This window comes from Gillisella vitis, assembly GCF_021559775.1.
GTDB lineage: Bacteria > Pseudomonadota > Alphaproteobacteria > Rhizobiales > Rhizobiaceae > Allorhizobium > Allorhizobium ampelinum.
This window is the reverse complement of sequence record NZ_CP056050.1, coordinates 128,086-140,936: the sequence shown is the minus strand read 5'-3', so window position 1 is coordinate 140,936 and position 12,851 is coordinate 128,086. Positions and strand designations below refer to the sequence as shown.

Below are 12,851 nucleotides of genomic sequence, written 5' to 3'. Positions count from 1 at the left end.
AAATCAAACTTGCGTGCCGGCCGGAAGGGGGACGGCTGCAATAAGGCGGCGGGTATATTCGGCCCGTCCCGGGCTCTCGATCTCGGTGGCCGGGGCGATCTCGATCAGATCGCCGCGATACATGACGGCGATCCGGTGGGCGATCTGGCGGATGAGGTTGAGATCGTGGGTGATGAACAGGCAGGCCGTGTTGCCGGCCTTCTGCAGATCGAGCAGCAACTCGACGATCGAGGCCTGGACGGAGACATCGAGCGCCGAGGTGATTTCGTCGCAGATGACCAGCCGTGGCTTGGAGGCGAAGGCGCGGGCAATCGCCACACGCTGCTTCTCGCCGCCGGAAAGCTGGTGCGGGTAACGATCCGCATGGGTGCGCGGCAGACGCACCTTTTCCAGCATGTCGCCGACTTGTTCGGCGATATTGCCGCCGGAACCGTAGAGTTTCAACGGCCGCGACAGGATCTCGCCGATCTTGTGGCGCGGATTGAGCGAGGCATCCGGATGCTGGAAGATGATCTGCACATCCTTCCGGTAAGATGTGTCCATGTCGGCAAGGCCGGTGATCGGCCGGCCGTCGAACCAGATCTTGCCCTCGAACGGGTTGAGCCCGGTCATCGCCTTGGCAAGCGTCGACTTGCCCGAGCCGGATTCGCCGACGATACCAAGGATCTCGCCCTCGCTGACGCCGAGCGTCACCGCATTGTTGCCCTTGACCCGCGTAAACGCCTTGCCGGTGAGCGAGGCCAGCAACGGCTTGCGGCCATAATGAACGCTGACATTTTCCACCCAGACCAGCGGCTTGCCATCGGTTTTTGCAACACTGTCCGCGACCAGCCGCCGCGACGGGTTCGGAACTGCGGCGCAAAGCTCGCGGGTGTATTCTTCACGCGGATTGGCGAAAATCTCCCGCACCGGTCCCTGCTCGACGATCTCGCCGCGACGGATGACGGCCACCCGGCTTGCGGTGCGCGAGACGAGCGCCAGATCGTGCGAGATATAAAGCGAGGCAACACCCGTCTCGGCCTGCAATTCGACGAAAAGGTCAAGAATCTGGCGCGAGGTAATGACATCGAGCGCCGTCGTCGGCTCATCGAAGATGATGCATTCGGGATTGCAGGCGAAGGCCGAGGCGATGACGACGCGTTGCTTTTCACCACCCGAAGCCTCGTGCGGCATACGACGCATCATGTCGGCCGGCGTTTTGAGGCCGACGCGGGCAAGCATTGCCTCGCCTTCCGCCCAAGCCTGTCTGCGTGTGAGGCCACGGTGGCGAACCAGAACTTCGGAAAGCTGGGTCCCGAGCGACAGCGTCGGGTTGAGCGACGTGCTCGGATCCTGAAACACCATGCTGATCCGCTGGCCGCGCATCATCTCGACCTCGGCATCCGACATGGTCAGCAGGTTTTTGGCGCCAAGCATGATCTCGCCGCTAACCTCACGGGCGTTCTTCGATAGGTAACGCATGATCGACCACGCGAGCGATGTCTTGCCGGAACCGGATTCGCCGACGAGGCCAAGGATTTCGCCGCGCAAGATCGAAAGGTTGAGCCCTTTCAGCGCATGAAACGTGCCGTTCGCCGTCTCGTAATCGAGGCTGTAGTTCCTGACGTCGAGGACGGGCATATCTGGAGTACTGGTCATCGTGCCTGCCTCATGTGCGTGGGTTGAGCGCATCGCGCAGCCCGTCACCGAGCAGGTTGAAACCGATCGAGGCAATCGCGATCGCAACGCTCGGCCAGATCAGGATGCCGGCCGAAAGGTGCATGTAGCGGCGGGCTTCCGAGACCATCAGGCCCCATTCCGCAGCCGGCGGCTGGGCGCCGAGGCCAAGGAAGGAAAGCGTGGCAAACAGAATGATCGCGAAGGAAATGCGGATGGTCATCTCGACGATGATTGGGGCTACGACATTCGGCAGCATTTCGCGGCGGATGATGAAAGCCGAGCTTTCGCCACGGGCCATCGCCGCGTTGACGTAATCCTGCTTGCGCACCGAAAGCGCCACGCTTCGGGTGATGCGGGCCATGCCGGGCGCAAAGGCGATCGCCACGGCCACGAGCGCGTTGATCGTGCTGGAGCCAAGCAGGTTGACGACGAGCAGCGCGAACAGCAGGCTCGGGATCGACATGACCGCATCGATGGTGCGCATGATGAATTCGTCTGCGCGGCCACCGAGAAAAGCCGAGGTCGTGCCGATGAAGGCGCCGACCAGGGTTCCGACGATCGTCGCCAGCACCGCCATGACGACGGTGGCGCGGGCACCGATCAGCAGGCGGCTGAAGATGTCGCGGCCATATTGGTCGGTGCCAAGCAGAAAAGTGAGGCTCGGCGCCTTGTAGCGGGCGAGTGGCGCCATCTTGTCGGGATCGTTGGGGGCAACCATCGGCCCGAAGACGACGATCAGCAGAACCAGCAGGACCACGAAGAGGCCGATGGCGCCCTGCGGCGTGCGCAGGAGACGTTTCAAGAACTCAATCATACTGGATTCTCTTGTCGAGCACCGCGTAGAGCATGTCGGCGATGAAATTGACGATGGAATAGGTGGCGGCCATGATCAGCACGCCCGCCTGGATGGCCGGCAGGTCGCGGGCCTGGATGGCGACAATCAACTCGCGGCCGATGCCCGGAATGGCGAAGATTTCCTCGACGACGATGACACCGCCCAGAAGATAACCGACATCCAGCGCGACGATGGTGATCGTCGGCAGAAGCGCGTTGCGCAGCGCATGCCGGCGCAGGACCGTGCCGCGCGACATGCCCTTCAACCGGGCGGCGCGGATGTAATCGGTATGCAGAACGTCCACCAACTCAGAGCGCACCATGCGCGAGACGTGGGCGATGAGGATTACCGAGATGACGCAGACCGGCAGGACGAGATGGGCGATCGCCCCGAAAAAGTCCTCGGTCAGCGGCACATAACCGGTCGGCGGCAGCCATTTCAGCCAGTCGGCCAGAACCAGGACGGCAACCGTGGCAGTGACGAATTCCGGCAGGGCGACGCCGAGATAGGAAACGAGGCTGACGACGATATCCGCGATCTTGCCCCGCCGGACGGCGGCGATAATGCCGAGCGGGATCGCCAGGATCAGCATCAGTCCGATCGAAAGGAAGGCGAGAAGCAGGGAACGCCCGAGCGCGCTGAACATGGCAGGCCCGATCGGCTGACCGGTGCGCAACGAGGTGCCGAAATCACCATGCAGCAAAGCCCAGAGCCAGTGCCCGTATTGCACCCAGACGGGCGAATTGAGACCCATCGTCTGGCGCAGCGCATCGAGCGCTTCGGGCGTTGCATGTTCGCCGAGCATCATCACGGCGGCATCGGCCGGCAGGACTTGCGTGATCGCAAACACGATCAGCGACACGACAAACAGCGTGTAGAAGATCATCAGCAATCGTTTGAGCAGGTAATTCGGGGACACGAGTGTTCCTTGGTTCAAGAGAGGGCCGGACGCGGCAGTTGCCGCGTCCGGTGGTTTGGTATCAGCCGCGCTTCGGTGCCTTGTCGGTCAAGGAGACGTAGTCGAGGCGGAAGACGGAAGCGCGCGGATGCACTTCGTAACCCTGGACCCAGCTGCGCTTGGCGGCGAGCACGTCGAAGAAGGCCGGGATGATCGACGGGACTTCCTGGTTCATCAGGGCCTGCGCCTTGGTGTAGAGGTCTGTGCGCTTTTCCTTGTCGGTCGTGCCGCGGGCTTCGGCGACGAGGGCGTCGAAAGCCTTGTTGTTCCAGCGCGTCTCGTTCCACGAGGCGTCGGAGGTGTAGAGCAGCTTGAAGATGCCGTCCGGGGTCGGCTGCATGTTGTAGAAGCCGACGTAGAACGAGCCCTTCTTCCAGACCTGATCGAGATAGGTCGCATGCGGCATCGTCTGCACGTTAATGGTGATACCGACTTCCTTGGCCATTTCGCGGATCGCGACGGCCAGGTGGCCACGCACCGACGGACGGTCAGACGCGATCAGGGTCGTCTCGAAACCGTTCGGATGACCGGCTTCGGCAAGCAGCTTCTTGGCTTCCGCGATGTTCTGAGCACGCGTCGCGACCGGCTTGAAGAACTGGTAGGACGGGTTGAGCGGGGTGTCGTTGCCCGGCGTGCCAAAACCTTCGGTGACGAATTCGACCATGGCCTGACGATCGACCGTGAGCGCGATGGCGCGGCGGACGCGCGGATCGTTGAACGGTGCGGTGTCGCAACCAAAGTTGATGTTGCAGAACTGGCCCGACGGAACGCGCAGCGTATCGACGCCGGCACTGTCCTTCAGACGCAGGAATTCGGTCGGCTGGACGGTGGACATGATGTCGGTATCGCCGGAGATGAGGGCCGAACCTTCGGCAGACAGATCCGGGAAGACGCGGATTTCGATACGATCGAGATAGGGACGTGCCGGATCGTAATAGGCCGGGTTGCGCTCAACGACGATCAGGCGGTCAGGCTCGTAGGAGGTGAGCTTGAAGGGACCGGTGCCAACGGCCTTGGTGGCCAGGCTCTTGAATTCGCCGGTGGCGATTGCGGCCGGAATGATGCGGGCGTTGGTATAGGCCAGTGCGACCGGAAGGTCGGCATAAGGGCCGGACAGATTGAAGCTGACAGTCTGCGGCTCGACGGCCGTAACCGATGCGATCGGGCCGATATTGTTGCGGCCCGGCGAAGCATTGGCCGGATCGAGGATCGCCTTGATGGTGGCGACGACGTCATCGGCGGAGAAGGCCGAACCGTCATGGAATTTTACGCCCGAACGAAGCTTGAAGGTCCATTCGGTCAGTTCGGCATTGGCGCTCCAGCTTTCGGCCAGATCCGGCTCGACCGACATGTCGACCTTGAGACGGGTCAGGTTGCTGTAGAGCAGTTCGCTGACCAGGTATTCCGGGTTAACGCGGGTCAGCAGCGGATGGATGACGCTGACGGCCTGGTCGATCGAGACACGCAGGGTGCCACCCTTGGTCGGAGCCGCGGCGAAAGCGGGCGTCATGGCGGGTGCTGCGAGGATTGCAGCGGTGCCGGCCAGGAAAAAGCGTCGTTTCATTTCAAGCATGCGTAGTCCCCTTCAGATTATGGATGCGGTTTCGGGAATGAGATCGGCGGCGAAATCCGCCGCGAGATAGGCAAGAATGCTCTTGGCGAGCGCGACGATGTCCTGTTTCGTCGTATGTTCTTCCGGGCTGTGAATGCAGCTTTCCGGCCGGCCGAGACCGCTCAGCAGCACTTCCTGCGTAAAACCGGCCTTCTGGACGTAGCCAAAGTCCGAACAGCTTGCCGCACCCCATTTGTGAAAGTCTTCCGGCTTGTAACCGAAACCGACCGACAGCGCCTTCTGCCAGCGCGGCCAGTGTGGCCCGTCCGGATCGGCAGTCGGGATCAGATGACCGACGAGATCAATGCCAAGCCCAAGGCCCGGCGTTTCGGTAACAGCCTTGTTGATGACGGCCTCGATCTCGGCGCGGGCCTCTTCATAACTTTCTTCCGGCGCATAACGGCGGCTGACGAGGATTTTTACCTCGGCCGGCACCTGGCCGCCGGCTGTGCCACCTTCGACGGCTGCGATCGTCAGCTGCGGGCGCAGCGGGCCCGTCGCATGGGGCGGCGGGGCGAGCGCCGAGGCTCGGGCAGCAACGACCGGCTTTAGGCCCATCAGTGCGTTCATGACCGGCAGCGCGCCCTCGATCGCATTGATGCCTGCGCCGGTGCGGTTGCCCTCGCCGGCATGCACGGCATGGCCACGGATCGTCAGTTGCAGGTTGAAGATGCCGAAACATCCGGCCCAGACACGCGGCGCGGCCGAGCCGTTGAAATTGAGGATATGGCCCTTTAGCATGCCCTGTTCGGCCAGGTAGCGGATGCCTGGATAAAGCCCGCCCTCCTCGTCAGTGCACAGCAGCAGCATCGGATCGTAAGCGAGTTCGACGCCCGCCTCTTTCGCTGCCCGAAGCGCCAGAAGCGTCGCGGCGATTGTGCCCTTCATGTCGGCGGCGCCGAGACCGTAGAGCGTATCACCTTCGACGGTGAGCTTCAGCGGATCACGCTGCCAGCCGGGGGCTGCCGGAACCGTATCGACGTGGTAATAAAGGCCGAGAACCGGCTTCCCGGTCTCGCGCGAGGAGATAAGATCGGTGCGCGCACCTGAAGCAGGGCCTCCCTCGACCTTCCAGAGCTCTTCCGGCACGATCACGCGGGTGCAGTCAAAGCCCATCGGCGCTAGCAAGTCCTGCATCAGGTCTGCGAAGGCATGGTAACCTTCGCCTGGCGGGAATGACGTATCGACTTCGATCATACGGGCGAGATCAGCAACGGCGGTCTCGACATAGCGCTCAATCGCTGTCATGGCAGTGTTGAAAGCGCCTTCTTGTGAGGTGGTTCGGTGCGAGCTCACGATGTCTCCTCGGCTCAAAGCAAACCGCCTCCTCAGCTTGTGCTTTCATATAAACTATATAGTAATACTGCTCATCCGACTGGTTCTCGTCAACTCCAAAGAAGAGGCAATTCATTGGCTGGATCGCCTATAAATTCATCAACATCAGTTAACCTCAGCGAGCTCGCTATCCCGCTTTATGAAGTGGTTAAGCGGCAGATCACAGAAGCGATCATGATCGGGGACCTGAAAGCGGGCGCAGTTCTGCCGAGTGAGGTTGCACTTTCCCAAACATACGGGGTCGCGGTCGGGACCATTCGCCGAGCATTGATGGATTTAACGAATGACGGCATTCTAAGCCGCAGGCGCAAGACAGGGACAATAGTCACCGGCCGTAAACCGCAGCATAGCCTCAGGCTCTTTTTTCAGTACTTTCGACTGCACGGGCTAGACGGGTCCCTGAGCAAGTCAGTTACCAAAGTAACTCGGTTGAAAAGAGGTCACGCCGTAGCCGGCGAGGCACGCAAGCTTCAGATTGAAGAACGAGCTCCGACTGTGAGCTTTCATCGGGTCAGATACGTGGACGAGCGCCCGATTATGCATGAAACGCTTACGCTCGCTAGCGACAGAATTCCCGACTTCCCAGAAAAGGCTGAGGACATTCCCCCGCTCTTCTACCTACATCTTCTTGAAAAACATGGGATCCGCATCTCGGCCATCCGCGAGCAAATCGGGGCCGATTTGGCGACGGAGGACGATGTCCGGTGGCTAGACCTGGGGCAACCTGCCGCGGTGCTCACCATCGATGAGGTCGCCTATGACCAGATGGCCGTTCCAGTTCTGATTTCGGCACATCGGGCCACTACGGCTAACCATCGATACGTAAATGAGGTGCAATAAGCTTTTGATTTTTCGCGAGGAACCTTTTCCAGCTGTTGAAGAGACTCGAACTCAACCCTTGGTCTTCTGCCATCAATTCTCTCTCGATCTCACCTCCTCGGACGTCGATCAGGTAGATATGAAGCCCGCCGCGGGGTGAACGAACAATTGACGCACTGTGGGATGCGGTGGGCGCCTTGGTCCACCGCTTCACACCAGCGGAATGCGCAAACTATTTTAGAGCCGCCGGATATGACCCGGACTGAACAGGATTTGCTCTAAATTCCGAAGCCCTGCGGGAGGAGGTGCATCGCTTCGTTGGAGGTATTCTTACGTGATTTCTTCGATGTGAGTACGGCAGGCAACCGCAGTACAGCTATGCGCTGGAAGCATTTGACCCCTTCTTAGGCAAGTTCAGGACAAGAGCATTAGGCTCGAAATCGGTCAAACGCCGTCATGACTTTCGTCAGCGGGTCTGCTTCGGGATATCGGTAAATCTCCCGGCGGAGATAATGGAGCTCGTCTTCGAGATCCGTCTCATCCACTTCAACCCACCAAGATTTCGGCCCGCCCTCGCTTCCATCCGACCAACGGTAGCCCCGCGCCCTCAGGTGATCTTTCAGATCATAAGGGCTGTTCTCTGCAAAGATACGGACACGCGAGCGCTGGCTCGCTTTGTAGAGGTCCGCGAAGGGGGTGGAACTATCCGCATCACCCTTCCGGTCGAGAACCTCCAGCAGCGCAAAACAGTCATCGACCGCACGATGGCCATTGTGGAAAAAGCCGGCCTGGTTGATCAGGTAACGAAGCTTGGTGCCCTCGTAGCCTCGCTCTGACCAGTCGATTTCGGCGTTTGAGCAGGCCCATGCCTTACCGGAAAACACCGGCGAGAATGCTTCACAGAACGGACAGTCGAAACTGGCATTGTGGGCGATAATCAAATCAGCAGGTTCGATTAGGGACCGCAGCATCGGTATATCGATAAGCTGACCGGCAACCATCTCGTCAGTAATGCCGGTGATCTTGGTGATCTCTTCTGGGATGGCGGATTCAGGCTGCTGCAGTCCGCCATACACTCCAGTGACATCACCGATAGCCCCCTGTTCATCGAAGGTGAAGGCAATAACGCCAATTTCGATGATCTCGTCTCTGCGGTGGTTGAGACCGGTGGTTTCGGTGTCGACGATGACGCCCTTCAGGGGGCATTCTGGGCCAACGCTGACTGCGACCCGACGTGGTTCGAGCTTGTGCAGGATGCGGTAGCGGCCAGAGGCTGCAAGATGCGCCACCATCTCCGCTTCTTCCAGGGGTTGACGCTTGACGCGTCTGGCACGCGAGGTGGAGTAGGCCGCCGTCTCTTGGACCACCGCCGCGTCATCGAACATATCAAATTGGGCTGTTCTGTCGGCTTGATCCTGTCGCGTCATCTTTTCAGAATTACCATGCACTGGCATTAACATGTAGCCTGAAAGACATATCCCACCCAGAAAACTGATCCCTATCCGGCTTTAAGCGATCTGGCATCGTCTTGGGTTATCGCTCGAATCGCTCCAGCATCTTTCTCAGCTGCGCGTTTTGCAGCTGAAGCTTGGCTGCTAGCTGCCCCCTGAGCACCCTGATCTCCTCATCAAGGCTTATCGTGTCATCCGACGCGGTGTCGACGCCCAAAGAGACTTGCGCAGTGACCACAACCGGCTCGGGTTTCTTTGCGCGTGGCCTCGGTTTGCGTGCTTTGCCCTCGACAGGTGGGTGAAGATCCGTAGCATCCGGTGCAGAGGTGACGCCAAGATCCGTGTTGTCGGATGGCGCCGAACCATCAACCACAATGCCGGCGACGACATTGTCCAACTTCTCACCAGCTTCCTCTACGGCGCCGCCCACAGGCTCATGCTCTACCGAAACAGGATCGGATGGATCCGGACGTGGCAGCTCAACATCTGCCAACGGGTCTTCGGAGTCGAAGTCTTCCTCCGCCACCGACCCGGACGGACCGGCAATAGCCAGGACATCCGGCTTCGGGTGGACGACTTTGCCGTCGTCCTGCTTTTGCCCGCGTCGGCCTGGCACGAACCGGCTCAAAAACTTCCAAGGAGATGCCATTGGATCAACCTCGCATCTATTCCGCATGCATGCGGGTTCTGTCCGGCGACAGTCTGGTAGCCGCCGAACTCGTTAGCTCGCTAATGTGATCATGTGGCCAGTCCTTGGCCGCAGCCGACAGGTCAATCGAGCTTGAGCTTTTTCCGAAGATCGGCGTTTTCGGAACGAAGCTTTTCAGCCAGCAGCTTGCGCAGCCTCTGGTTTTCCGCCTCGAGCTGCAGGAGATCGGCCATTTCATCGCCAGCTGAAGGCGCCACCTCATCAGCGATTTGGTCAACCTCAAGTGTGACCTTGGGGGCTCGGCGCTTGGCTGCCGCTGGGCCTTCGCTCATGCTTGCCTTGCGGCCTCGCATTTTTTGACCATCGATACCGCCTGAGGCAGTCTCTGCTATCGTGTCGGTCCCAGCCCCCAGAGATGTCTTCTTCGCCCGGGGCTTGCGTTGCTTCTTTTGTGCAACAGGCGCTTCTTCAAGCGCGGGCGCTTCAGCATCGTTGATTGTATCGGTGTCGTCGGCCATGAACATCCCTCGTGTTTCTTCAGCACTTGTCGGCGTCGCTGCGGGCGGTGTCAATCTTGGCGAAGGGGGATTTTCTTCTGGTGCCGACATATCCGGATCCAATTCATCGCCTGCAGACACCTTCTGCAGGAATGGCATAGCCTCCTCCTCTACGTCCCGCGCGACAGACTTGAGGTCCATACTGCCCCAGATAGAGTTAGGCTTGGCGTCAATTTTCCGGCGGCCGGATTTGTATTCGATCGCAAAACTACGTTGTGTCTTTTTCACTCGAAGAGCTTCCGGATTTTTTGAAGATGTGTCGCGACGTGCCCTAAGTCGCCGTAAGCCGAGGAGATAGCGACTGGAAAGCTGTCAGTCCACCCCGACGGGGCATTTGGTTCTAAAAGAGGATCCAAGCCGGTTCCCGCAGCTTCAAGCAATTTGAGCGGGTGGAACCTATATGTTCCAGGATCCATCTGCGAGGCGATGTCCTTTATCTTCGAGTGAGCAACAGGCTATCCGCCCTCCCCCGAGCCACAGGTGCCTAGACAAGCATGTCCAGTATGTTAGGAACAGAGAGAACAAAGCGGGAACTGAGCACGAGACATGACCGACCTCTTCGACAGCAAAACTTCGCTCCAGGTAGCCAAGGTGGTAGCGAAGCGGACGAAAGAAGCAGCGCCCAAGCTAGCTGCAGAATCCGATTACGGCGCGCATTCCATCAAGGTTCTTGAGGGTTTGGAGCCGGTCCGTGCGAGGCCGGGGATGTATATCGGCGGTACTGACTTGAAGGCCTACCACCACCTCTTTGCCGAGGTGCTGGACAATTCGGTGGACGAGGCCGTTGCCGGCCACGCCACGGTGATCGACGTGGAGTTGACCGCGGACGGGATGCTGTCGGTAGCAGACAACGGGCGAGGCATTCCGATTGACGAGCATTCGTCGGGCGTCTCCGCACTCGAAGTCATCATGACCAAACTCCATGCAGGCGGAAAGTTCAACGGGTCCGCTTACGAGGCTTCCGGAGGACTGCATGGCGTCGGCGTCTCAGTCGTCAACGCGCTTTCGGACGATCTCGTCGTCGAAGTGGCTCGCGGCCTCCAGCTTTACAAACAGACTTATTCCCGCGGCAAGCCGACCTCTGCGCTTCAACATGTCGGCAGGGTACAGAAGCGCGGCACGACCGTTCGCTTCCATCCCGATCCTGAAATCTTTGGAAATGCCCTTAGCTTCGACCCGGCAACCCTGTTTCGCATGGCACGGTCGAAGGCGTATCTCGTCAAGGGCGTGAAGATCAGGTGGAAATGCGACCAATCACTGCTTGAACGAAAGGATCCGACACCGGCCGAGGCGACGCTGCATTTCCCCGGCGGTCTCAAGGACTACCTGCTTGAGGCGCTGGGTAAGGAAGCGACTATCGTCTCCGAACCTTTCGCGGGCAGCGTCGGCACGGCAGGTAGGCACGGCGCGGTCGAATGGGCGGTGACCTGGCATACCGACGATGGCTATGTAAATTCCTACTGCAACACCATCCCGACGCGTGAAGGCGGCACTCACGAAAACGGCCTACGCGCAGTGCTGACCTCCGCCATTTCTATGAGGCCATGCGTCCAGTCGTCGATGAGGTTCATGAAGGCGCTGTCCTGTTCGACGGTGAACCCGCGTTCACGCATTCGCGCCAGTACTCTGTCCGCGATCTCCTGCCGTGTATTCCTTGTCATCTGCATCCCTATTCTCGAGGTGCCATGTAGTATGTCGGGGACGTTGACAACTATGCTTCGTAAGTTCTTCCCCGGACATTACGCTAGAACGCGTGCCCCCAACTGAATGCCCACCCACCTCAGAAGATGTTCCCAAACCGTGGTAAAACGTAGCGGCTCAGTCACGGGTGTGTGAAAATGTCGGACGGGCCATACTTAGCGATCCCGAGGAGCTCAGAGCCTATCCTTTCCTCGGCGATGGTCACGGCTTTGCTATTTTTAAATGTCGAGGTTTTGTGCGAACTCTGCGTTCGCCTGAATAAACGAGAACCGGGCTTCAGCTTTGGTCCCCATAAGAGCGCTAACGACTTCGGCTGTCGCGTCTTCCAGACCCTCGCTGATAGCAACCTTGAGCAATGTTCGCGTCGTCGGGTCCATAGTGGTTTCTTTGAGCTGCGCGGGCATCATTTCACCTAGTCCCTTGAACCGTCCGATCTCGACCTTCTTGTTTTTGAACCCAGCTGACTTAAGCAGCTTTGCCCTGTGCGCGTGATCTCGGGCATAGACGGTCTTCGAACCGACCGTCAGCCGAAAGAGCGGCGGCACGGCAAGAAAGAGATGTCCTTCCTCCACAAGCTTCGGCATTTCCTGATAAAAAAAAGTGATCAGCAGCGACGCGATATGGGCGCCGTCCACGTCAGCATCAATCATGATGATGATGCGCTCGTAGCGGAGGTCGTCCTCGCGGTAGTTCCTGCGCGTCCCGCATCCGAGCGCAGTGGTTAGGTCGTTGATGAGCTGGTTCGACCCCATCTTGTCCCGCGTCGCGCTCGCCACATTCAGGATTTTGCCTCTCAGCGGAAGGATCGCCTGGTCAAGGCGGCTTCTGGCCTGCTTGGCGGAGCCGCCAGCTGAGTCTCCTTCGACGATGAAAAGTTCAGTCCCTTTGCGATCGTTCTGCGAACAATCGGCCAGCTTGCCTGGAAGCCTGAGCTTCTTGACGGCAGTCTTGCGGGAAACGTCCTTCTCTTTCTTCCGGCGCAACCTTTCATCTACCCGGTCGATCACCCATTCAAGGAGTTTGGTCCCTTCGGACTTGTTCTGGAACAGATAGTGGTCGAAAGCATCCGACATCGCCTTTTCGACGGTCCGCTGCGCCTCGGCCGTCGCCAGCTTGTCCTTGGTCTGGCCGACGAACTCGGGCTCGCGGATGTAGACAGCGAGCATCGAGGCCACGGTTGACATCACATCGTCGGGAGTGATGTCCTTGGCCCTCTTGTTTTGAACCATGTCGCCGAAACTGCGGATGCCCTTGGTCAGCACTGTCCGACATCAG

9 protein-coding genes and 3 pseudogenes are annotated in these 12,851 nt (G+C 59.3%); 3 read left to right on the top strand and 9 right to left on the bottom strand.

Features of this window, described 5'->3' with window-relative positions; genetic code table 11:
* Positions 1-3 precede the first annotated feature (3 nt).
* The 5 genes from AVCG78_RS24845 to AVCG78_RS24825 form a co-directional block, all read right to left on the bottom strand.
* A complete protein-coding gene (locus tag AVCG78_RS24845; RefSeq protein WP_071584683.1) occupies positions 4-1,638 on the bottom strand; it encodes an ATP-binding cassette domain-containing protein in 1,635 nt (544 codons plus the stop codon).
* A 10-nt stretch (positions 1,639-1,648) separates the two neighbouring features.
* Positions 1,649-2,473, bottom strand: a complete 825-nt coding sequence (locus AVCG78_RS24840; protein ID WP_071584682.1) for an ABC transporter permease — start codon at positions 2,471-2,473, stop codon at positions 1,649-1,651.
* A complete protein-coding gene (locus AVCG78_RS24835; RefSeq protein ID WP_071584681.1) occupies positions 2,466-3,413 on the bottom strand; it encodes an ABC transporter permease in 948 nt (315 codons plus the stop codon). Before AVCG78_RS24835 ends, AVCG78_RS24840 begins: the two co-directional genes overlap by 8 nt.
* Before the next feature lie 61 nt (positions 3,414-3,474).
* Positions 3,475-5,025, bottom strand: a complete 1,551-nt coding sequence (locus tag AVCG78_RS24830; protein WP_071584680.1) for an ABC transporter substrate-binding protein — start codon at positions 5,023-5,025, stop codon at positions 3,475-3,477.
* 12 nt (positions 5,026-5,037) lie between these two features.
* The gene (locus AVCG78_RS24825) at positions 5,038-6,312 is read right to left on the bottom strand and encodes a M20 family metallopeptidase (RefSeq protein WP_087730407.1); all 1,275 of its coding nucleotides are present in this window, start codon (positions 6,310-6,312) and stop codon (positions 5,038-5,040) included.
* 162 nt (positions 6,313-6,474) lie between these two features.
* On the opposite strand from AVCG78_RS24825, the gene AVCG78_RS24820 reads away from it, so the two are divergent.
* Positions 6,475-7,239 (top strand): GntR family transcriptional regulator, encoded by a 765-nt coding sequence (locus tag AVCG78_RS24820; RefSeq protein ID WP_071584678.1) that lies wholly within the window; start codon positions 6,475-6,477, stop codon positions 7,237-7,239.
* A 131-nt stretch (positions 7,240-7,370) separates the two neighbouring features.
* Positions 7,371-7,484, top strand: a pseudogene (locus AVCG78_RS24815) (IS630 family transposase); the annotation flags it as partial.
* A 162-nt stretch (positions 7,485-7,646) separates the two neighbouring features.
* Here AVCG78_RS24815 and AVCG78_RS24810 read toward each other — a convergent pair.
* The 3 genes from AVCG78_RS24810 to AVCG78_RS24800 form a co-directional block, all read right to left on the bottom strand.
* Positions 7,647-8,645 carry a 3'-5' exonuclease gene (locus tag AVCG78_RS24810; RefSeq protein WP_081355329.1) on the bottom strand — a complete coding sequence of 333 codons (999 nt, stop codon included), beginning with the start codon at positions 8,643-8,645 and terminating at the stop codon, positions 7,647-7,649.
* 106 nt (positions 8,646-8,751) lie between these two features.
* Positions 8,752-9,318 (bottom strand): hypothetical protein, encoded by a 567-nt coding sequence (locus AVCG78_RS24805; protein WP_071584677.1) that lies wholly within the window; start codon positions 9,316-9,318, stop codon positions 8,752-8,754.
* Positions 9,319-9,440: 122 nt separating this feature from the next.
* The gene (locus AVCG78_RS24800; RefSeq protein WP_071584676.1) at positions 9,441-10,103 is read right to left on the bottom strand and encodes a transcriptional regulator; all 663 of its coding nucleotides are present in this window, start codon (positions 10,101-10,103) and stop codon (positions 9,441-9,443) included.
* Positions 10,104-10,421: 318 nt separating this feature from the next.
* On the opposite strand from AVCG78_RS24800, the pseudogene AVCG78_RS24795 reads away from it, so the two are divergent.
* A pseudogene (locus AVCG78_RS24795) lies at positions 10,422-11,408 on the top strand (ATP-binding protein); the annotation flags it as partial.
* 386 nt (positions 11,409-11,794) lie between these two features.
* Here the strand turns inward: AVCG78_RS24795 and AVCG78_RS24790 are convergent.
* A pseudogene (locus AVCG78_RS24790) lies at positions 11,795-12,844 on the bottom strand (toprim domain-containing protein); the annotation flags it as partial.
* Between the last annotated feature and the right edge of the window lie 7 nt (positions 12,845-12,851).